Annotated in this window: 20 protein-coding genes; 10 read left to right on the forward strand and 10 right to left on the reverse strand. The window is 73.0% G+C overall.

What is annotated here, in order from left to right; all coding sequences use genetic code 11:
• Positions 1–122: 122 nt before the first annotated feature.
• The 3 genes from ACIBQ1_RS56880 to ACIBQ1_RS56890 are packed head-to-tail and all read left to right on the forward strand — an operon-like array spanning position 123 to position 1,742.
• Entirely contained in the window at positions 123–515 is a 393-nt protein-coding gene (locus ACIBQ1_RS56880; RefSeq protein ID WP_397291492.1) for a helix-turn-helix domain-containing protein, read from the forward strand.
• Between the two features lie 5 nt (positions 516–520).
• Positions 521–1,381 carry an alpha/beta fold hydrolase gene (locus ACIBQ1_RS56885; RefSeq protein WP_397291494.1) on the forward strand — a complete coding sequence of 287 codons (861 nt, stop codon included), beginning with the start codon at positions 521–523 and terminating at the stop codon, positions 1,379–1,381.
• The gene (locus ACIBQ1_RS56890; protein WP_397291496.1) at positions 1,374–1,742 is read left to right on the forward strand and encodes a DUF4180 domain-containing protein; all 369 of its coding nucleotides are present in this window, start codon (positions 1,374–1,376) and stop codon (positions 1,740–1,742) included. The genes ACIBQ1_RS56885 and ACIBQ1_RS56890 overlap by 8 nt, the downstream gene beginning before the upstream one ends.
• A 7-nt stretch (positions 1,743–1,749) precedes the next feature.
• On the opposite strand, the gene ACIBQ1_RS56895 is transcribed toward ACIBQ1_RS56890, so the two are convergent.
• The gene (locus ACIBQ1_RS56895) at positions 1,750–2,577 is read right to left on the reverse strand and encodes an LLM class flavin-dependent oxidoreductase (RefSeq protein WP_397291498.1); all 828 of its coding nucleotides are present in this window, start codon (positions 2,575–2,577) and stop codon (positions 1,750–1,752) included.
• A gap of 9 nt (positions 2,578–2,586) precedes the next feature.
• On the reverse strand, positions 2,587–3,405 hold the full coding sequence (locus ACIBQ1_RS56900; RefSeq protein ID WP_397291500.1) for a nucleotidyltransferase domain-containing protein: 819 nt from the start codon (positions 3,403–3,405) through the stop codon (positions 2,587–2,589).
• A gap of 112 nt (positions 3,406–3,517) precedes the next feature.
• Between ACIBQ1_RS56900 and ACIBQ1_RS56905 the strand changes: the two genes are divergently transcribed.
• From ACIBQ1_RS56905 to ACIBQ1_RS56915, 3 genes are read left to right on the forward strand one after another with little or no spacing between them, the layout of a single operon-like run.
• Positions 3,518–4,105, forward strand: coding sequence for an ArsR/SmtB family transcription factor (locus tag ACIBQ1_RS56905; protein WP_397291502.1), 588 nt, complete (start codon positions 3,518–3,520; stop codon positions 4,103–4,105).
• Positions 4,106–4,108: 3 nt separating this feature from the next.
• Positions 4,109–4,822, forward strand: a complete 714-nt coding sequence (locus ACIBQ1_RS56910; protein WP_397291504.1) for an SRPBCC domain-containing protein — start codon at positions 4,109–4,111, stop codon at positions 4,820–4,822.
• A 42-nt stretch (positions 4,823–4,864) separates the two neighbouring features.
• Complete coding sequence (locus tag ACIBQ1_RS56915; RefSeq protein WP_397291506.1) at positions 4,865–5,347, forward strand: metallophosphoesterase family protein; 483 nt, start codon at positions 4,865–4,867, stop codon at positions 5,345–5,347.
• Here the strand turns inward: ACIBQ1_RS56915 and ACIBQ1_RS56920 are convergent.
• Positions 5,340–6,365, reverse strand: a complete 1,026-nt coding sequence (locus tag ACIBQ1_RS56920; protein ID WP_397291508.1) for an ABC transporter substrate-binding protein — start codon at positions 6,363–6,365, stop codon at positions 5,340–5,342. The genes ACIBQ1_RS56915 and ACIBQ1_RS56920 overlap by 8 nt on opposite strands.
• A 287-nt stretch (positions 6,366–6,652) precedes the next feature.
• Here ACIBQ1_RS56920 and ACIBQ1_RS56925 point away from each other — a divergent pair, with 287 nt between their 5' ends.
• Positions 6,653–7,942 (forward strand): FAD-binding oxidoreductase, encoded by a 1,290-nt coding sequence (locus ACIBQ1_RS56925; RefSeq protein WP_397291510.1) that lies wholly within the window; start codon positions 6,653–6,655, stop codon positions 7,940–7,942.
• On the opposite strand, the gene ACIBQ1_RS56930 is transcribed toward ACIBQ1_RS56925, so the two are convergent.
• Complete coding sequence (locus ACIBQ1_RS56930; protein WP_397291512.1) at positions 7,937–8,539, reverse strand: TetR/AcrR family transcriptional regulator; 603 nt, start codon at positions 8,537–8,539, stop codon at positions 7,937–7,939. The genes ACIBQ1_RS56925 and ACIBQ1_RS56930 overlap by 6 nt on opposite strands.
• A 99-nt stretch (positions 8,540–8,638) precedes the next feature.
• Between ACIBQ1_RS56930 and ACIBQ1_RS56935 the strand changes: the two genes are divergently transcribed.
• Together ACIBQ1_RS56935 and lexA are read left to right on the forward strand one after the other, a co-directional pair.
• A complete protein-coding gene (locus ACIBQ1_RS56935; RefSeq protein ID WP_397291513.1) occupies positions 8,639–9,604 on the forward strand; it encodes an NADP-dependent oxidoreductase in 966 nt (321 codons plus the stop codon).
• A 29-nt stretch (positions 9,605–9,633) separates the two neighbouring features.
• Complete coding sequence (gene lexA / locus ACIBQ1_RS56940; protein WP_327589071.1) at positions 9,634–10,293, forward strand: transcriptional repressor LexA; 660 nt, start codon at positions 9,634–9,636, stop codon at positions 10,291–10,293.
• A gap of 23 nt (positions 10,294–10,316) precedes the next feature.
• On the opposite strand, the gene ACIBQ1_RS56945 is transcribed toward lexA, so the two are convergent.
• The 4 genes from ACIBQ1_RS56945 to ACIBQ1_RS56960 form a co-directional block, all read right to left on the reverse strand.
• On the reverse strand, positions 10,317–10,499 hold the full coding sequence (locus ACIBQ1_RS56945; protein ID WP_397291516.1) for a hypothetical protein: 183 nt from the start codon (positions 10,497–10,499) through the stop codon (positions 10,317–10,319).
• Between the two features lie 243 nt (positions 10,500–10,742).
• Positions 10,743–13,523: a BTAD domain-containing putative transcriptional regulator gene (locus tag ACIBQ1_RS56950; RefSeq protein WP_397291517.1), complete on the reverse strand. Its 2,781-nt coding sequence runs from the start codon at positions 13,521–13,523 to the stop codon at positions 10,743–10,745.
• A gap of 479 nt (positions 13,524–14,002) precedes the next feature.
• Positions 14,003–14,947 (reverse strand): 1-acyl-sn-glycerol-3-phosphate acyltransferase, encoded by a 945-nt coding sequence (locus ACIBQ1_RS56955; protein WP_397291519.1) that lies wholly within the window; start codon positions 14,945–14,947, stop codon positions 14,003–14,005.
• Positions 14,944–15,660: a GNAT family N-acetyltransferase gene (locus ACIBQ1_RS56960; RefSeq protein WP_397291521.1), complete on the reverse strand. Its 717-nt coding sequence runs from the start codon at positions 15,658–15,660 to the stop codon at positions 14,944–14,946. The genes ACIBQ1_RS56955 and ACIBQ1_RS56960 overlap by 4 nt, the downstream gene beginning before the upstream one ends.
• A 375-nt stretch (positions 15,661–16,035) precedes the next feature.
• On the opposite strand from ACIBQ1_RS56960, the gene fusA reads away from it, so the two are divergent.
• Complete coding sequence (fusA, locus tag ACIBQ1_RS56965) at positions 16,036–18,078, forward strand: elongation factor G (protein ID WP_397291523.1); 2,043 nt, start codon at positions 16,036–16,038, stop codon at positions 18,076–18,078.
• Here the strand turns inward: fusA and ACIBQ1_RS56970 are convergent.
• Both ACIBQ1_RS56970 and ACIBQ1_RS56975 read right to left on the reverse strand, forming a co-directional pair.
• Positions 18,041–18,613: a GNAT family N-acetyltransferase gene (locus ACIBQ1_RS56970; protein WP_397291525.1), complete on the reverse strand. Its 573-nt coding sequence runs from the start codon at positions 18,611–18,613 to the stop codon at positions 18,041–18,043. The genes fusA and ACIBQ1_RS56970 overlap by 38 nt on opposite strands.
• A 90-nt stretch (positions 18,614–18,703) precedes the next feature.
• Positions 18,704–19,288: an O-methyltransferase gene (locus ACIBQ1_RS56975; RefSeq protein WP_397291527.1), complete on the reverse strand. Its 585-nt coding sequence runs from the start codon at positions 19,286–19,288 to the stop codon at positions 18,704–18,706.
• Positions 19,289–19,340: the final 52 nt, after the last annotated feature.

The raw sequence follows: 19,340 nt of genomic DNA on the forward strand, positions 1-19,340 counted from the left end.
GGGCCCAGTAGAAGATCGCTTTACAGCCGCTTTCATCGCTTTCATCCCCGTTCGCGACTCGATCGGCGTCGTCCAGAAATCTTCCCTATCCTTCCCCATCGTGTGCCATCATAGGGAACAATATGGAGCATTACACCGTCGAACAAGTGGCGACCCTGCTGGGGTTGCACGTCAAGACCGTCCGCAACTACGTACGGGACGGGCGGCTGCCGGCCGTGCGCATCGGCAAGCAGTACCGGATCGCCAAGGAGGACCTCGCGGCGTTCACCGGCACGCCGCTCGGCGCGCCCCGCCGCGCGGAGGTGTCCAGCATCGTGCAGATCGACGGCATCGCCAGGGGCGACATGGACCGGGTCAGCACGATGGTCCTCGGATCGCTGGCGGGCCGGCCCCATGGCCTGCGCGTGGAGTTCGTCTACGACGAGGAGCGCGAGCACCTGAAGGTCATCGTGCTGGGCGGGCTGGAGGACAGCGCCCAGGTGCTGAGGATCATCGACGCGCTGGTGCGGGAGTGAGGGCCATGGCCGGGATCTACGCCTCGCCGGAGGGCGCGCGGGCCGTGGAGCGGCGCTACCGGGAGCTCCTGGAGCGCTGGCCGGTGCCGGCCGAGCACGTACGGGTGCCGACCGGGCAGGGGGAGACGTTCGCGGTGGCGTGCGGCCCGGCCGGGGCGCCGCCGCTGCTGCTCCTGCACGGGTCGGGCGCCAACAGCGCCATGTGGACGGCCGACGTCGCCACGTGGGCCCGGCGCTTCCGGGTCTACGCGGTCGACCTCATCGGGGAGCCGGGGCTGAGCGCGCCGTCCCGGCCGCCGCTGGAGCCGGGCGCCTACGCCGGCTGGCTGGCGGAGGTGCTGGCCGGGCTGGGCGTCGAGCGGGTCTCCGTCGCCGCGACGTCGCTGGGCGGGTGGATGGCGCTCGACTACGCCACCCGGTGGCCCGATCGGGTCGAACGGCTCGCGCTGATGTGCCCGAGCGGCATCGGCCGCCGGCGGTGGCTGCCGCTGCTGGGGGCGCTGCCGCTGCTGGCGTTCGGCGGGGAACGGGGCCGCCGCCGGGCGATGAGCCTCGTCCTCGGCCCCGGCGCCGGTCCCCCGCCCGCGGGCGACGACTTCGCCGAGTTCGCGCTGCTGATCCATCGCAGCTTCCGGCCCCGCCGCGGCAGGCTGGCGAGCTTCCCGGACGCGGCCCTGCGCCGCCTCACCATGCCGCTGCTGGTGATCGCCGGAGGCCGTGACCGGATGCTCGACTCGTACGGCACCCGCCGCCGCCTGCTGAGCGCCGCGCCGCACGCGGACGTACGGCTCCTGCCCGGCACCGGCCACCTGCTCCCCGCCCACACCCGAGAGATCATGGACTTCCTGGAGAACGCACATGCCTGACGACCGCGTATACGTCTGCGAGCCCCACGGCGAGCCGCTGCGGGAGACCCGCGACGCGCTCGACCTCCTCGGCGAGGCTTTCGGCAGGGGCGCGACCTGGGTGGCCGTGCCCGCCGAGCGGCTCCACGACGACTTCTTCGCGCTGCGCACGGGCGTGGCGGGCGAGATCGCGCAGAAGTTCGTCAACTACCGCGTCGGCCTGGCCGTCGTCGGGGACATCTCCCGGTTCACCGCCGCCAGTTCGGCGCTGAGCGACTGGGTGCGCGAGTCGAACCGGGGCGGGCACATCTGGTTCGTCGGCGACCTGGAGGAGCTGGCGGCGCGACTGCCGGCCCGCGAGGATCCCGCGAGCCGGCCCTGAGCCGGGCTCAGCGGCGGGCGGCCACGGCGGCGAGCAGTTCCCAGGCCGCCTCGGGGCGCAGCGTCTCGTCCGGGTCGCCGTGGAACGGGTCGAGGACGACCGTGTCCGCGCCGAGCCGCCGCAGCTCCTCCAGGTCCGCCATGACCTGCTCGATCGTGCCCTCACCGGCGAGCCGCTCCGCCGGCGGCGAGTCGGTGAGCCGGAGCAGGATCCGGGGCGCCAGGGCGGGCACGGGCCGGCCCTCCTCGGCGGCGATCTCCTTCAGCCGCGACCAGTGCTCGCGCACCCAGGGGACGGTGTTCCTGAGCGGGTGCCAGCCCTCGCCGTAGCGCACCGCCCTGCGCAGCGCCGCCTCGCTGCCGCCGCCGACCCAGATCGGCACGCCGCCGGAGCGGTAGTCGCCCTCGTCGGCCCAGGCCGCGCGGATGGCGGCGAGGTGTTCGTCGGTCACCTTGCCGCGCCGCTCGTACTCCACCCCGAGAGCCTCGAACTCCTGGCGCGCCCACCCGATCCCCACGCCCAGCACCAGCCGCCCGCCGCTGAGATCGTTGAGGTTGGCCGCCATGCGGGCGACGAGCAGCGGGTGGCGGTACGGCACGATGACCACCGTGGTGCCGAGCCCGATCCGGGTGGTGGCGCCGGCGAGCCAGGCCAGAGTCGTGAACGGGTCGTAGAACGGCGCGGGATACTTCGCCGCGACGTCGGGAGTGATCGCCACATGGTCGGAGACCATCAGCAGGTCGAACCCGAGCCCTTCGACCGTCTGCGCCCACCTGCGCAGCACGTCGGGGTTGGTGCCGGGCCCGAAGTTGGGAACGTTCACGCCTATTCGCACCGGATCAGGCTATCCGCAGGCGGCTCGGACGTCCGCCACCAGCCCCGCCGCGGCGTCGATCGTCCGGCCGATCTCCTCCGGGGTGCGGCCCACCTCCGCCAGCAGCGCCTGGGCCCGCTCGCCGAACCCGGGCGGGGCGGAGGGGAGCCGGGCGGCCGAGGCGACCATGCCCTTCTCGTTGATCAGCCAGGCGCCGTCGGCGGCGTGCAGGGCGTGGCAGGCGACGCCGAGGGCGCGGAACAGCGCGCCGGCCGCGTACGCCGGATCCCGGCCCTTGGCGCCGTAGCCGCCGATCGTCAGGGCGAAGTCGGCCTCCCACAGCGCCCTGACCAGGGCCTGGCGCAGCGCGGGCGGGTATTCCCGCGTGACCTCCCGCCGCAGGGCGGCGAGCTCGCCGGCGGGGTCGGCGAGGACCTGGCACAGGGCGACCTCGCCGGCGTAGGCGTGGGAGTAGAAGCCGAGGGGATGGCCGGCCTGGAAGCCGATCTCGTAGCGGCCCTGCCGGCAGTCGGCCCAGACGCGGCGGACGCGGTCGAGGTCGCGGTAGATCCAGTCCACCCGCCGGCCGTCCACGGTGAGCCAGCCGCCGCCGTCCACCCACGGCCCCCAGCCGCCCGGCTCGGTCACCTCGGTCGGCTCGCCCGTCACCTCCCGCGCCAGGGCGCGCAGGCCGTCCACGTCGAGCGGGCCCCGGTAGTAGAGGCCGAGGTCGACGTCGGAGTCAGGCCGGTGCGTGCCGCGCGCCCGGCTCCCGCCCAGGACGACGGCCACGACCCCGCGGACCTCGACCAGTCGGGCGGCTATGGCGTGGACATCGGGCTCCCGCACATGTCGATCTTAGCTCGTCCCGGCGCGCGAGCCGCGCCTTCGTCCCCGGCCGCCGAGAGCCGAGCAACGCGGTTGTCTTGACGATGATTTTTTTCGGTGCCATCGTTCCTTCATGCATGAAGTAGCGGTGATCGAAGACCCCGCGGCGGCCGAGGCGTCGCTCGATCCCATGCGGTCGAGGCTGCTGGCCGAGCTGGTCGAGCCGGGCTCGGCCACGTCGCTGGCGGCCAAGGTCGGGCTGGCCAGGCAGAAGGTCAACTACCACCTGCGCACGCTGGAGCGGCACGGCCTGGTCGAGCTGGTCGAGGAGCGCAGGAAGGGCAACGTCACCGAGCGCGTGATGCAGGCCACCGCCGCCTCCTACGTCATCTCCCCCAACGCGCTGGCCGCCGTCCAGCCCGACCCGGCCAGGTCGCCCGACCGGCTGTCGGCGCGCTGGCTGCTGGCGCTGGCCGCGCAGCTCGTCCGGGACGTCGGCACGCTGGTCACCGGGGCCGCGAAGACGCGGAAGCGGGTGGCGACGTTCGCCATCGACGGCGAGGTACGGTTCGCGTCGGCGGCCGACCGGGCGGCGTTCGCGGAGGAGCTGGCGCAGTGCGTGACCTCACTGGTCAGCAAATATCATGATGAATCCGCTGAAGGCGGGCGCGATCATCGCGTGATCGTCGCCGTCCACCCCGCCGTGAAGAAGGAGCGCTGAGCGTTGGGCCACTCGTTCGAGCTCCCCCATGAGGCCGTGGTCGACGCGACGCCGGAGCAGGTGTGGGAGGCCATCTCGACAGGGCCGGGCATCGACTCGTGGTTCATGGGGCGCAACGAGGTGGCCGGCGGCGTCGTACGGACCGCGTTCGGCGGGATGGACCTGCCCGCCTCCCCCGTGACCGCCGCCGAGCGGCCTGAACGCTTCGCCCACGGCGGCGAGGAGGCGGAGGACGGGCGGTTCGTCGCCTACGAGTTCCTCGTCGAGGGCCGCGGGCGGGGCAGCGCGCTCGTCCGCATGGTGACCAGCGGGTTCCTGCCGGGGGACGACTGGCAGGACGAGTTCGAGGCGATGTCGCACGGGATCGCGATGTTCTTCGCCACGCTGGTCGAATACCTCTCCCGCTTCCCGGGCCGGACGGGCACGCCGGTCACGGAGTTCGGGCCGCCCGTGGACGACTGGCCGCGCGCCTGGAAGGTCCTGTACGACTCGCTCGGCGGCCCGCCCTCCCCCGGGGACCGGGTGCGGTTCGGCCCTTCATCGACGGAAGGGGTCGTGTACTTCCGTGACGCCCAGGCGCTCGGGATCCGCGCCGAGGACGGTCTCTACCGCTTCCTCCAGGGGTTCCACGGCCCCATGATCGCCGCGCACGTGCTGTTCGGCGGGCCGGACGAGGGGCCGCGGTGGCGGGCCTGGCTTGAGGAGCCGTACGCGTGACCGCGCGGGTCGATCGGACGAGGAGCGGGCAGGAAGACGGTCGTGAGAGTCGTCGCGTTGTCGGACACGCACGCGCCCAGGCGCTGGCGTTCCTGCCCGCCCCGCGTCGCCGAGCACCTGCGCGGCGCGGACGTCATCCTGCACGCGGGTGACGTCTGCGTGGCCTCCGTGCTGGCCGAGCTGGCCGCCTACGCCCCCGTCCACGTCGTGAAGGGCAACAACGACGGCCCGGACGTGGTGGCGCCGGAGACGCTGGAGCTGACCCTGGACGGGCTGCGGATCGGCATGATCCACGACAGCGGCCCGGCCAAGGGGCGCCTCGACCGCCTGCGGCGCCGCTTCCCCCAGGCGGACCTGGTCGTCTTCGGCCACTCGCACATCCCGCTGGACGAGTCGGGCGCGGGCCTGCGCATCTTCAACCCCGGCTCCCCCACCGACCGCCGCCGCCAGCCGCACGGCACGCTGGGGCTGCTCACCATCGAGGACGGCGTCCTGACCGGCGCCGAGATCGTGCCCGTCACTTGACGAGGTCGTCGCGGGCCTTCTCCAGCTCGGCCGCCAACTCCTCCATGACCTTGGCGTACCCGAGGTAGCTGTAGCGCTCGGCGGCGTGCCACGGGTAGAGCTGGCCCGCCTTGACCGCCGGGAGCTTGGCCCAGGTCGGCTTCCTCGCCATCTCCTCGATCTTCATCGACTGCGAGCGGGCGTCCACGAGGATCACGTCGGCCTGGTACTTGTCGGCGTTCTCCCAGCTCACCACCTCCCAGAAGCCGCCCTCGCTCTCAGTGGGCCGGGCCGGGTAGACGACGTTCAGCCCGAGCTCTCCCCAGTACTTGATGTCCGGATGGTCCGGCAGGTAGGCGACGTAGAGGTTGTCGGGCGTGGCGGTGACCACCATGACCTTGAGGTCTGGCTTCCCGGCGGCGACGGCCTTGAGCGCGGCACCGGCCGCGTCGAAGCGCTTCCTGGCCTCGACCACAGGCGCCGCCTTCGGGTCCGCGCCGAGCGCGGCGGCGAGCTGCCCGTACTTCTCGATGATCTCCACGAGGGGCTTGCCGCTGAGCTGCACGCCGACCGACGGGGCGATCTGGTCGACGGCCGAGACGGACTCCTCGGGGACGTACCAGAGGGTGTTCTGCCGGTACATGCCCGCCACCAGCAGGTCGGGCTGGAGCGAGGCGTACTTCTCGACGTTGAACTCCCCCCACACGTTGCCGATCGACTCGACCTTGGAGATGTCCACCTCGCCCACCTCGGGGTCCCGGCCGCCGTCCTTGAGCCGGTGCGGGCCGAACACCGCGACAGGCCGCACGCCGAAGTCCCACAGCGCGGCCGCCGCCCCCGCCTGGGCGACCACGCGCTGGGGCCGCCGCGGGAGGGAGATGCTCTTGCCGCGGTCGTCGGTCCAGGTCCAGGCACCCTGCCCCGCGGCCGTGGCGGCCGTGGCGGCGGGGGCCGGCGGGGCCGTCCCACCGCAGGCGCCGGCGCCGATCAGGGTGGCGACGCCGACGGCAAGCAGGGTACGTCGCGGGACAGCGGGCATGAATGCTCCTCGCTCGGCAGGCTTCTCGACGGAATATTAGATTAGCCTTACCTAACTTGGAAGTCTTCATGGCACCCGGCCGTACAACCGGCGGAGTAGGACGGGTGGCGGCGGCGCGCGGGATCGTACGTCCCGCGGCGTACCGGAGACGGAGACGGCGGGCGGATTCTGTCGCCCCTGCTCGCGAGGATCCTCGGGACTTAAGGGCCGCGGTAAGCCGACGGGAACGAAGCCGTAAGCGCCCTCCAGCACAGTGATCTCAGATCACAGGAGAGAAGGGCCGAGAGATGAGCCAGCCGTACACCGTCCAGGACGAGATCGCGATTCCCGGGTTCGCCGGGACCGTGCACCTGCCGGGCGAGGCCGGGTACGAGGAGCTTCGCCGCTCGCTCAACCCGAGCGTGGACGCCCGACCGGCCCTGGTGGCCGAGGCGTACGGCGTGGGGGACCTGCGCGGCGCGCTGCTGGCGGCGCGGGGGCACGGGGTGCCGTTCGCGGTGCAGGCGACCGGGCACGGCACGCACGCCGCGTGCGACGGCGGCGTCCTGGTCAGGACCGGCCCCATGGCCTCGGTCCTGGTGGACCCGGACCGGCGGATCGCGCGGGTGGGGCCGGGGGCGCGCTGGGGCGAGGTGATCGCGGCCGCCGCGCCGTTCGGGCTGGCGCCGCTGTCGGGGTCGTCACCGTCCGTCGGCGTCACCGGCTACACGCTCGGCGGCGGGCTCGGGTGGCTGGCGCGCAGGCACGGGTTCGCGGCCGACAGCGTGGTGCGCGCCGAGGTGCTGCTGGCCGACGGCCGGCACGTCGTGGCCGGCCCGGACAGCCACCCCGAGCTGTTCTGGGCGCTGCGCGGCGGCGGTGGCGGGTTCGGGGTCGTCACCTCGCTGGAGTTCCGCCTCTACCCGGTCGAGCGGGTGTTCTCGGGGTTCGCCTACTTCCCGATCGAGGCGGCGGCCGAGACGCTGACCGCGTACCGGAGCTGGATCGACGGCGCCCCCGACGAGATCAGCACGGCGGTGGTGCTCAGGCGGATGCCGGAGGACGCGCCGGAGCCGGTGCGCGGCAGGCACGTCGTCATGGTCAAGGTGGTGCACGCCGGCGAGGCGGCGCAGGCCAGGCGGCTGCTCGCGCCGCTGTGGCGGGCGGCCGGTCCGGCGCTGCTGGACGAGACGCGCCCCAGCACGTACGCGGCCACCTCCATGGGCGGCACGCCGAACCGGCACATGGACATGTTCGAGACGGTGCCCGACGAGGTGATCGGCACGCTGGTGCGGGCCGCGGAGCACGCGCAGACCGTCGAGATCCGCCACTGGGGCGGCGCCATGGCCCGCCCGGGCCAGGACGCCGGTCCGGTCGGCCACCGCGGCACGAAGCTGTCGGTCATCGTGGACACCGTCGTGCCGGGGCTGGCGGAGGAGCTGCGCCCGTACGCCAACGGCGGGACGTTCCTGAACTTCCTGGCCGACCCCTCCAGGACGGCGGCGGCGTTCACGGCCGACGACTACCGGCGGCTGCGCGAGGTCAAGCGGGCCTACGACCCGGACGGCTTCTTCCGCGTCGGCCACGTCGCCTCATGACCGGGCGGGGGCCAGGCCGGCCATGACGAGCGCGAAGAGGTGGTCGCGGCGCGAGGTGAGGGACGGCGCCTGGTCGGTGATCCAGCTGAGCGCGTTGGCCAGCGCGAACACGTCCGTCCCGTCGACGTCGGCCCTGATGCGGCCGGCCGCCTGGGCGCGCTCCAGGAGGCGGCCGGCCGCCGAGCGCATCGCCGAGCAGGACGCGTGCAGCGGTGACCCCTCGTCGCTGATCGTGGCCATCATCGACGCGGCCAGCCCCCGGTAGACGCCCGCGCCCCCGATCAGCTCCCCCAGGAACTCCACCAGCGCCTCGTACGGCGTCGCGCTCTCGCCCAGGGCCTCCGCCCTCTCGGCGAGCCGGTCGAAGCTCTGCCGCAGCAGCGCCTCCAGCAGCGCCTCCCGGGTCGGGAAGTGCCGGTAGAGCGTCCCGAGCCCGACCTGCGCGCGCCGGGCGATGTCGCGCAGGGACGCCTCGGTCCCCTGCTCCTCGACGACGACCCGCGCCACGGCGAGGATGCGCTCCCGGTTGCGCCGCGCGTCGGCGCGCAACTCGGGGGACGGTTTCGGCGCAGCGGTATCCGGTGGTTCGCCCGGCATGCACAATCCTTCCCATTGACAATCGGAGCAGTGCTCCAGTTACGATTCGGAGCACTGCTCCGCATCATAGCCGGAGCCGATTCGGAAATGGGAGAGATCATGCCCGCGACCATGCATGCCGTGCGCGTCCACGCTCCGGGGGGACCGGAGGTGCTCGCGTACGAGGAGATCGCCCGGCCCGAGCCGGGGCCCGGCGAGGTCCTGGTCCGCGTCCACGCCGCCGGGGTGAACCCGCCGGACTGGTACGCCCGCAGGGGCTTCGCCGACATCCCCGAGGACATGCGGCCGGAGCTGCCCCTGCCGTTCACGCCGGGCACCGACGTGTCGGGCGTCGTGGCCGCGCTCGGGCCCGGCGTCACCGAGTGGCAGGTGGGGGACGAGGTGTTCGGCCTCCTCCGCTTCCCGAGCCTGGGAGCCAGGGCGTACGCCGAGTACACCACCTCGCCCGTCGGGGACCTCGCCAGGAAGCCCGAGTCCGTCGATCACCTGCACGCGGCGGGCGTGCCGATGGCCGGGCTCACCGCGTACCAGTTCCTGTTCGACCTCATCAAGCCGGCGCCGGGCAGCCGGATGCTGGTGAACGGGGCGGCCGGTGGCGTGGGGCACTTCGCCGTGCAGCTCGCCAAGGACGCCGGCTGCCACGTGATCGGCGTCGCCTCCGGGCGCCATGAGGCGTTCCTGAAGGAGCTGGGGGTGGCCGAGTTCGTCGACTACACGCGGGAGGCGGCCGGGGAGGCGGTGCGGGACGTGGACTGCGTGCTCGACTGCGTCAGCGGGCCCCGGGCGTACCGGCTGCTGCCGGCGATCAAGGACGGCGGCGTGTACAGCCCCGTCTTCCTCGGGGAGTACGGCGAGGAGGAGCTGGCCAGGCGCGGCATCGAGAAGCGCGGGGGCCAGGTGCGCTCGGACGGGGCGCAGCTGGCGGAGCTGGCCCGGCTGATGGACGAGGGCCGCCTCCGCGTCGGCCTCGACTCCGTCTTCCCGCTCCGCGACGCGGCCAAGGCGCACGAACGGGCCGAGCAGGGGCACATCCAGGGCAAGATCGTGCTCCAGGTGGCCGACTGAACGGCCGATACGGCCTTAGCATTTCGCAGGTGACCACCTACGACGACGCTGACCCGTTCGAGTACCTGGACGTCTCGTCCCTGCCGCAGCGCCAGCAGCGCATTCTGGCCATGATCCGGGACTGGGTGGTCAGGCACGGATACCCACCGAGCTCCCGGGAGATCGGCGACGCGGTCGGGCTGCGGTCGTCCTCGTCGGTGTCGAAGCACCTGAGGAGCCTGGAGGAGCAGGGGTTCCTGCGCCGGGGGGCGACCATGACCCGGCCGATCGACGTGCGCCTGTTCCTGCGGGCCTCGGCGCCGGAGCCGGCCGGCGACCTGGTGAGCGTGCCCGTGGTCGGCGACATCGCCGCGGGCACTCCCATCCTGGCCGACGAGCACATGGACGACATGCTGACCCTGCCCCGCGACCTCACCGGGCGCGGCAACGTGTTCGGCCTGCGGGTGCGGGGCGATTCGATGATCGACGCGGCGATCTGCGACGGTGACATCGTCGTGGTGCGGCAGCAGCCCGAGGCGCACTCGGGCCAGATCGTCGCCGCGATGATCGACGGCGAGGCCACGGTCAAGGTGTTCCGCCGGCGCGGCGGGCACGTCCTTCTCGAACCGCGCAACCCCGCCTACGACGTGATCGACGGCGACGGCGCCGTGGTGCTGGGCATCGTGGTCTCGGTCCTGCGCAGCGTGTGACCCCCAGGTCCAGCGCCGACCGGCTACCGGGTCTGCCCACCGGCCTGGACGAGAATCTCGTGGACGATGAAGGAGACCACCTCCGCCATGTCCTCCGACCGCAGCCGTTCCATGCTCTCCGTCTGGCGGATCACGTTCTCCCGGAGGCCGTCCCGTATGTGGGAGACCAGCTCCGTGGCGACGGTGCGCGCGATCCGTGCTCGCACGGGGACCTCCTGGAGGAGCCCGAGATTACGGTCGCGACCGTAATTTGAGTGGGATGCCGGTCAACGGATTCTCGACGCGCCTCCGCGGGCTTCGCCGTACAGAAGGAACCAGCGCTGCCCACGGCAGGTTGGCGGCGTGGACCTGCGCGCGGCGCGTTCGGTGCGGATCTCCATCATGCCGAGGATGGTGGCATGGCCGGACACCACGGGCGTGGCGTCGAGCCGATTTGGGCACGTCCACGTTCAGAGTTGGTTCCTGATCGCGACCGGGGTGTCGGGGACGGGCTGGGCCAGGAGGGCGGTCGCTTCGCTGCGGGCGAGGAGCCGGGCTTCGCAGAGCAGGTCGAAGCACTGCCGCCACGACTCGCGCGCCTGCTCCTCCCGCCCGAGGTCATGGAGCGTGTGGCCGAGCCACCAGTAAGTGGTCGCCAGCCCCACGGAGTGCCCGAACGCGTGCTGCAGTTCGATTGCCGTGCGGTATTCCTTCACCGCTTCGGCGAGCATCCCGTGGGCGCGGTAGGCGTCGGCCAGGGTGTCGCGGTTGGTGCCGGCGAAACTGGACATGTCCGGCATGTCCTTCACGAAGTCGACAACGTGGCGGGCCTCGGCGACGGCTTCGGCGGTTCTGCCCTGTCGACAGAGGACGTGCACCCGGTTGTTACGGACGAATGCCTCGAGGTCGGGGCGCCCGTCCTCCACGGTGATGGCCTGGGCGCGGTCGCAGGCCTCCAGGGCCTCCTCGAGGCGGCCCATCATGGCGTAGGTGATGGCCAGGTCGTTGTAGATTCCGGCCGCGCTGCGCCCGGTGTGGTGCCAGAGCTCCAGCGATTCCTTCAGGACGCGCACCGACTCCTCGTTCCGGCCTAACTCCTGGTAGTGGGAGCCCAGCGTTTGCAGGATCGAGGCCCGGTCCCCCAGCTCGGTGCATGCTTGCAGCGCCAGCTCGGTGGCCTCGATCGCCTCGGCGAACCAGCCACGGGCCGAGAACGGCCAGCGGATCGCCTCCGCCAGGCCGGCGGCGGCGTCGTCGGCCGCGGTCTGCCGTGCGAGGGCGAGCAGGTTCTCGCGCTCGGACTCGGCCCAGTTCTGGGCCTCCTCGGCGGAGGCGAGCTCCAGCCCGGGCTGCTCCACGTGGATCGTCAAGGCGTGGGCGGCGGAGCCGGCGATGCAGACGGCGGAGCGCTGGGCGGTGGCCAGGTAGTGGTGGAGCACGCGACGGACCGCGGCGGCGGCCTCGTCGGCGGGTTCGTCCTGTTCGGCCTGTTCCCGGGCGTACAGGCCGACCAGGTCGTGGAAGCGGAAGCGGTCGAGGCCGGCAGGTTCGAGCAGGCGGGCGGTCAGCAGCCGTTCCAGGGCGGCCTCCGCGCGGTGAGCGGGCCAGCCGGCCAGGGCGGCGGTGGCGGCCGGGGTGTGGGTGGGCAGGTCGAGCAGGCCGAGCAAGGTCAGCAGGTGGGCGGCGTCGCGGCCGGTGGGTTCCTCGCGCAGGTGGTGGTGGCTGACGGAGATGCTGGCGCGCACGGCCAGGTCGGCGTATTCGAGCATGTCCATGCGGCGGGTGGCGTCGGCCAGCCGCGTCGCCAGGTCGGCCGGCGTCCAGTCGGGGCGGGCGGCCAGACGGGCGGCGGCGATGCGCAGGGCCAGCGGGATGCCGCCGCACAGCCGCACGATCTGCGCGGCCGCCTCCGGTTCTGCGCGGGCGCGGTCGGGGCCGATGAGGCGGGCCAGCAGGGTGGCGGCGTCGGCGTCGGCGAACGGGCCCAGCCGCAGATGGCGGGCGTTGTCGAGGGTGACCAGGGGGTCGCGGCTGGTGATGAGGGTCCGGCAGCCGCGGCCGGCCGGGATGAGCGGGCGGACCTGGGACACGTCGCGGGCGTTGTCCAGGATGATCAGGGTGCGGGAGGCGGTGGTGAGGGAGCGGTAGCGGGCGGCCGCCTCACCGGGATCGGCCGGCACGGCCGAGCCGTCCAGGCCGAAGGAGCGCAGCAGGTGACGCAGCGCCTCCATCTGGGTGAGCGGTGCCATGCCGGACGTGGAGCCGTGCAGGTCGACATAGATGACGCCGTCGGGGAAGCGGCCGGCGGCCGCGTGCGCGACGTGGACGGCGAGCGCGGACTTGCCGATGCCGCCGGGCCCATCGATCACGATCACGGCCGGACCGACGAGGGCCTCACGTAACTGGGACACTTCGCCGGCACGGGCGGTGAAAGCGTGGATGTCGCTGGGGAGTTCGGCCGGGACGGAGGGCTCGCCCCCGGTGATTTCCGCGCGGGGGGTGGTCAGGTCGAGGACGGGTTCCTTGACGAGCATGGCCTGCTGCAGGCGGCGCAGCTCCGAGCCGGGCTCGACGCCGAGCTCGTCGACCAGGGCAGTGCGGGTGCGCTGGTAGGCGGCCAGGGCCTCGGAAAGGCGACCGGCCCGGTAGAGGGCGAGCATCAACTGGGCGGCGGGGCGTTCGCGCAGCGGGTGCGTGGTGACGTGGACGCCGAGTTCGGCCGCGACGGCGTGGTGGTCGCCGGCGGCCAGTCGTACGTCGATGTGGTCTTCCAGGACGGCCAGGCGTTCTTCTTCGAGGCGGGCGGCTTCGATGCGGGCCCAGGGTTCGGCCAGTTCGCCCAGCGGTGGGCCGCCGCGCCACAGGCCCAGGGCCTGGCGGAAGAGGGCGTCGGCGGCGGCGGTGCCGCCGTGGGCGCGGACGGTGCGGGCGCGCTTGGCCAGGCGGGCGAAGAGCAGCGCGTCGACCCGGTCGCGGTCGAGGTCGAGCCGGTAACCGACGGGCGCGGTGGCGATGAGCTCAGGGGAGAGCGTCTCGCGCAGCTTGGAGATGACGATGTGGAGCTGCTTGGTGGCGGTGGCGGTGCCGCCGTCGCCCCAGATGTCGCTCAGGAGCTGACCGGCGTGGACGGTCTGGCCGGCGTCCTGGGCCAGGCGGGCCAGAACGCCGACGCGTCTTCGTCCGGTGAGTCTGACCGGTTGGCCGTCGTGGATGACCTCCCACGGGCCTAGAAACCTGATCTCCCAACCCATGCGGAGCGCTCCCATCCTTCGTCCGAGTTGGGAAGTGTATCCGGTGAGGGCGGGCCCTACGGAGGTTCCGGTCAAGTCCGTAAAGGGAGCCCGGCCCTTCGCCCTCGATGACTCGACGGTCGGCTTCTGAGCACCCGAGCCCGGCGCGCACAGACAGCACTGCGGGGATGCTCAGGCCGGAAGAGGGTAGCATCTCAGGTTGACGATCACGACCGCGAGATGTTCCCCAACAAAGATCATCGGCGCCTGTCCGAAGGTGGGCTGGGTGGTTCGCCGGCGCGTACGAGGCGCTCTGGACGGAGATCCTCTCCCCCGACTGGCCGCGCCTGCGCGCGATCATGCAGCGGGACGTGGCCCATCGGGCGGGCCGGCCGGCGGCCTACGGCTGGGCGTACGCGCGCACGCCGCTCGGCGACGCCCTGGTCAACGGCTGACGCACGTGCACATCCTTGGCGTCACTGCCAGCCCGCATACCTGATTTAACGGGCGGTATTGTGGGGAAGATCGTCAACCCGGGTGCGGACCCGGGCCTCGGCCGTCCTGGCCAGCGCCGCGCGGGCCTCGGGCCGCCGGCCCCCGGACGGCCCAGGCGGTACGGGGGCGAACAGCGTCACTTCGACGACCAGGTCGCGGGTCGAGGCCACCCGGACGATGGAGGCGAGCAGCGAGTCGTCCCCGACGAAGCTGGCGCGGGTCGAGGTCTCCGTCCCTTCGCGGTAGCGCAGCCTGGCCGGGCGGACCGCGACATCCGCGTCGACGGCCGCCTGGAACACGGCCGGCCGGAACCGCCCCATCCCCCGCCCGCACCACGTGGTCCCCTCAGGGAAGGCGACCACGGTGTCGCCTCCCCTGAGGGCGTCCGCGACCGCCCCGACCGTGGACGGCAGCGCGAAGAGCCGTTCCCTGTCGATGAACAGCACCCCCGAGCCCTTCGCGAGCGTGCGGATGACCGGCCACTCGCCGATCTCGCGCTTGGCCAGCGGCCGCGAGGGCAGCGTGGCCGCGACGACCAGCGGGTCGAGCCAGGACACGTGGTTGGCCACGACCAGGGCGCCCCCGCCCGAGGCCACCGGGGCGCCGGTGATCTCCAGCCGGATCCCGAGCGCGCGCAGGAGCAGCCGCGCCCAGGCCATCGTCAGCTTCGCCCGCCACGCCACCCAAAGCCGTCCCACGACGGACACCGGCACGCCGGCGAGCACCACGAACAGCGCGGCGCACAGCCGGGCCACCAGGCGGAGGGGCCCGGTCACGCCGGCGGCGGGCGCCACGCAGGCCTGCGCGGTGCATGGGCCGAACGGGCGCCAGGGGTTGAGGCTGTCGGCCGGGTCGAGGGTGCCGACCACTTTGTGGGTGCCGGCTGGTTCGAGGGTGCCGGCCGGTTCGAGGGTGGCGGCAGGCACCAGGACGTCGACGGCGGCGTTCACAGTGGCTGTCCGAGGAAGTGGCGCAGGTAGCGGGTGTTCACGTTGGCCATCGAGAGCAGGACGAAGAAGTCGGCGGTGCCGAAGTCCCGGTCGTGCGCGGGCGCCCCGCACACCCACGAGCCCAGCCGCAGGTAACCGCGCAGGAGGGCGGGCAGCACGAACCGGTCGGCGTGCGCCGCGCCCCGGGAACGCCACGGCGTGCGCGGCGTGACCCGGTACTCCTCCGGCCCGAGCGGCACCCGGTCCACCACGGCGGCGGCCACCGCGCCCCGGTCGTCGAGGGGCACCGAGCAGCAACCCGCCAGCCACTGGTGACCGCCGGAGACCATGTAGCGCGCGATGCCCGCCCACATCAGCGCGACCACCGCGCCACCCCGGTGGTCGGGGTGCACGCATGTTCGGCCCGCCTCGACCAGCCCCTTCCTGATGGGCGCGAGGTTGCCCAGGTCGAACTCGCCGTCGGAGTAGAGCCGCTCCGTACGCCCCGGGGGAAGCAACCGGTAGGTGCCGACGACCTCGCGGCCGTCGCGTACGAGGAGGTGGTCGCAGTAGGCGTCGAATCTGTCCACGTCGAGGCCGGAGACCGGGCTGTCGAGCCGCGCCCCCATCTCCTCGGCGAAGACCTCGTGCCGCAGCCGCTGTGCGGCCTGGACGTCGGCGGGGCCGGCGGCCATGCCGATCGTGTAGCGACCGGTGTCAAGAGAGATCGTCATGGGCGCGGGGTCCTTCCCTGAAAGCGTCTCACGCCTATGTCGACATGCGGAAATGACGAGTGAGCCGCACATCGGGGTCAGCGAGGCGACCGCGTGGTGAACCTCGCACACCTTCGACAAATCGCTTTCTTCGCCCGCCCTCGTTCACTACACTCGCCACTGATCATCGACGAGGGAGAGGAGTACGGCCGTGCGCAACAGCACCGCTGCCGTCGTTCCCCCGTCGCGCTACGAGGTGATCCTGGTGTCTCCGTCGTCCCGGTGCCGGCTGCGCGGCCGCCACTGGACGACGCCCTGACGACACCCGCCTCCTGGCCTTCCGTCAGGGGAATCGCGCTGTCCTGCTGAAGAAGCTTCCCGAAAGGGTCTTGGGCTGTGCGTACCCGAATACCTGAAAACTCCCTTGCCGTCGTCCGCAACCTCGGCATCCTCGCCCATGTCGACGCCGGCAAGACGACCGTCACCGAGCGCATGCTGTACCTGGCCGGCGCCACGTACAAGCGCGGCGAGGTGCACGACGGCACGACCGTCACCGACTTCGACCCCCAGGAGCGCGACCGCGGCATCACGATCTTCGCCGCCGCGGTGAGCTGCGTCTGGGACGGGCACCGCGTCAACCTGATCGACACCCCCGGCCACGTCGACTTCTCCGACGAGGTGGAGCGCTCGCTGCGGGTGCTCGACGGCGCGGTCGCGGTGTTCGACGCCGTCGCGGGCGTCGAGCCGCAGAGCGAGTCCGTGTGGCGGCGGGCCGACCGGTACGGCGTGCCGCGCGTCGCGTTCGTCAACAAGCTCGACCGGGCCGGCGCCGACCTGGACACGGCCGTCGAGTCGATCCGCCGCCGGCTGCACAAGGCGCCGCTGGTGGTCCAGCTGCCGATCGGGCAGGAGGACGGGTTCGCCGGGGTCGTCGACCTGGTGCGGATGCGTTCGCTGGTGTGGGCCGGCGGGGTCTGCTCCGCCGGGCCGGTGCCGGAGGACCTGCTGGCGGAGGCGCGGCGGCGGCGCAGGCTGCTTGAGGAGTCGGTGGCCGAGCTGCACGCCGACGCGATGGAGGAGTTCTGCGTGCGGCCGTCGATCTCCGACGAGACGCTGGCCGGCGCGCTGCGCGACCTCACGCGCAGCGGCGCCGGGCTGGTGGTGCTCTGCGGGTCGGCGTACCGCGACCGCGGGATCGAGCCGCTGCTCGACGCCGTGGTCGCGTACCTGCCCTCGCCGCTGGACGTGCCGCCGGTGCGCGGCGGCGACGGCGCGGAGCGGGCCGCCGACCCGCGGGGGCCGCTGGCGGCGCTGGCGTTCAAGGTGAACGCCACCGCCACCGGGCGGCTGACCTACGTGCGGGTGTACTCGGGAACGATGCGGAAGGGGGACACGGTGCTGGTCACGGGGCTGGACACCGGCGCGGGACGCACCGAGCGCGTCAGCCGCATCCTGCGCGTGCAGGCCGACCGGCACACCGAGGTGGACCTGGCGGTGGCCGGGGACATCGTCGCGGTCGTCGGACTCAAGTCGGCCCGCCCCGGGACCACGCTGTGCGCGCCCGGCGCTCCGCTGGTGCTCGAACCCCCGGCCACGGCCGAACCGGTGGTGTCCGTGGCGGTCGAGGCCCGCAGGAGCACCGACGCCGACCGGCTGGCCTCCGGGCTGGCGCGGCTGGCCGAGCAGGATCCGTCGCTGACCGTGCGCACGGACGCCGAGACCGGGCAGACGCTGCTGTCCGGGATGGGCGAGCTGCACCTGGAGGTCGCGGTGGAGAAGCTCCGGCGCGACCGCGAGCTGGACGTCGCCGTGGGCCGGCCGCAGGTGTCCCACCGGGAGACGGTCGTACGCGGGGTGTCCGGGCTGCTGTACCGGCACGTCAAGCAGGACGGCGGCGCCGGGCAGTTCGCCCACGTCGTGCTGGACGTGGAACCGCTGGACGGCGAGCCGGACGGCGACGGCTTCGAGTTCGCCTCGACCGTGGTCGGAGGCCGGGTGCCGCGGGAGTACGTGCGCGCGGTGGAGGCAGGGTGCCGCGATGCCCTGACCGACGGCCCGCTCGGCGGCCACCCGGTGACCGGCCTGCGGGTCACGCTGACCGACGGGGCCACGCATTCGAAGGACTCCTCGGACCTGGCGTTCCGCACGGCCGGGCGGCTCGCGCTGCGCGAGGCGCTGCGGGCCTGCGCCATGGAGCTGCTGGAGCCGGTGGTGGAGATCACGGTCACCGTGCCCGACGACGCGGCCGGCGGCGTGCTGGGCGACCTGGCGGCCCGGCGCGGCCGGGTCTCGGGCTCGACGGCGCGGGCCGGGACGGTCGTGATCACCGCCGTGGTGCCGCTGGCCGAGGTGTTCGGGTACGCGACCCGGCTGCGTAGCCGTACGCAGGGCCGCGGCACGTTCACCACCAGGCCCGCGGGTTACGCCCCCGCGCGTTAGGGGGTGGCCCCGTCCGCACGCGGGCGGGGCCACCTGCCTGGAACGAGATCCACACGTCGGGCGCCAGGTCCGGCCGGTCCGGCACGGCCCTGCGCTCCTCGGTCCAGCCGGTGCCGGCGAGTTCGGTGGCCACGCGCCGCCAGAAGGCCACGGCGCCCGCGTTGGCGTCCTGGAAGGCGACCTCCCAGGGGCCGGGGTGCCGGGCGACGACCTCGCGGACGGCCCGCAGGCCGACCCCGGACCTGCGGGCGCCGCGTACCACGAAGAAGCTGTTCAGCACCCGCACCGGCCCGGACAGGCCGCGGACGAACGCCAGCCCGGCAGGGCGCTCGGCGCTCGTGATCAGGTACGCGGCCCAGCCGGGGTCGTGGAAGGCGGAGTGGAGGCGTTCGCTCCTGAACGTGCCGTCGGAGTTGGGCAACTGGCCCCCGAACTCCGACATGTCATGACGGAACATCAGCCAGAGGCGCTCCACGGCGGCTCGATCGGCGGCGGTCGCGGGCCGCACGGCGGGGTGAAGGTGGGATGAGGGCATGAAAAAAGCCTCCCGGGCCGGATGCGGGATCCTTGGCCGGAAGGCTTGAGCAGTGCCAAGATCATAGCAGAAGCCCGGCGGTCCACGTCTTCAGCGCCGCAGGGCGACCAGTTCGCCCTTGCCCACGTTGATCGTCGTGCAGGTCAGGCCCGGCTCCCGAAGGAGCAGTTCGCGCAGCGGGGCGATCTCCTCGGGGTGGGACAGGGCGTTGTCGGCCACGAGCAGCCCGCCCTGGCTCAGCACCCGGTACGGGTGCGGCCACCAGGAGGGGTATTCGACCCGTTCGGCGTCGAGGAAGAGGAGATCGACGGAGCCGTCCGGCATGCGGGCCAGCGCGGCGCCGCCGTCCTCGACCCGGAACTCGACGTGATGGGCCAGTCCGGCGTCGGCGACGGTGCGCCGGGCGTGCCCCTGGGCGTCGGCGTCGGTGTCGAGGCTGAGGACGTGACCGCCGACCGCCCGGGCGGCGTCGGCCAGCCACAGGGTGGACACGCCGCGAGAGGTGCCGATCTCCACGATGATGCGGGCTCCGGCGCTCTGGGCCAGGAACCAGAGGAACTCCCCGGCGTCGGGTTCGAGCACCCGCCACCGGTCCAGCCGGTCCTGCTGACCGGCGTCGTGCCGGGCGGCGGCCTCGTTCAGCTCAGCGATGATCTTGCGCAGTGCGGCGTCCATGGACCGATTCTGCCCCGGTGGACGGCTTTCCGGGCGGGACGCCTGGCGTTCT

Origin of the sequence: Nonomuraea sp. NPDC050153 (assembly GCF_044460125.1) — a bacterium.
GTDB lineage: Bacteria > Actinomycetota > Actinomycetes > Streptosporangiales > Streptosporangiaceae > Nonomuraea.

What these genes read in the sequence shown, in the direction of transcription:
- ACIBQ1_RS56935 (WP_397291513.1), top strand. Translation starts at nt 8,639, where the DNA reads ATGCCCGCGACCATGCATGCCGTGCGCGTCCACGCTCCGGGGGGACCG.
- ACIBQ1_RS56975 (WP_397291527.1), bottom strand. Translation starts at nt 19,288, where the DNA reads ATGGACGCCGCACTGCGCAAGATCATCGCTGAGCTGAACGAGGCCGCC.
- ACIBQ1_RS56970 (WP_397291525.1), bottom strand. Translation starts at nt 18,613, where the DNA reads ATGCCCTCATCCCACCTTCACCCCGCCGTGCGGCCCGCGACCGCCGCC.
- ACIBQ1_RS56905 (WP_397291502.1), top strand. Translation starts at nt 3,518, where the DNA reads ATGCATGAAGTAGCGGTGATCGAAGACCCCGCGGCGGCCGAGGCGTCG.
- ACIBQ1_RS56930 (WP_397291512.1), bottom strand. Translation starts at nt 8,539, where the DNA reads ATGCCGGGCGAACCACCGGATACCGCTGCGCCGAAACCGTCCCCCGAG.
- ACIBQ1_RS56920 (WP_397291508.1), bottom strand. Translation starts at nt 6,365, where the DNA reads ATGCCCGCTGTCCCGCGACGTACCCTGCTTGCCGTCGGCGTCGCCACC.
- ACIBQ1_RS56925 (WP_397291510.1), top strand. Translation starts at nt 6,653, where the DNA reads ATGAGCCAGCCGTACACCGTCCAGGACGAGATCGCGATTCCCGGGTTC.
- ACIBQ1_RS56880 (WP_397291492.1), top strand. Translation starts at nt 123, where the DNA reads ATGGAGCATTACACCGTCGAACAAGTGGCGACCCTGCTGGGGTTGCAC.
- ACIBQ1_RS56960 (WP_397291521.1), bottom strand. Translation starts at nt 15,660, where the DNA reads ATGACGATCTCTCTTGACACCGGTCGCTACACGATCGGCATGGCCGCC.
- ACIBQ1_RS56890 (WP_397291496.1), top strand. Translation starts at nt 1,374, where the DNA reads ATGCCTGACGACCGCGTATACGTCTGCGAGCCCCACGGCGAGCCGCTG.
- ACIBQ1_RS56885 (WP_397291494.1), top strand. Translation starts at nt 521, where the DNA reads ATGGCCGGGATCTACGCCTCGCCGGAGGGCGCGCGGGCCGTGGAGCGG.
- ACIBQ1_RS56950 (WP_397291517.1), bottom strand. Translation starts at nt 13,523, where the DNA reads ATGGGTTGGGAGATCAGGTTTCTAGGCCCGTGGGAGGTCATCCACGAC.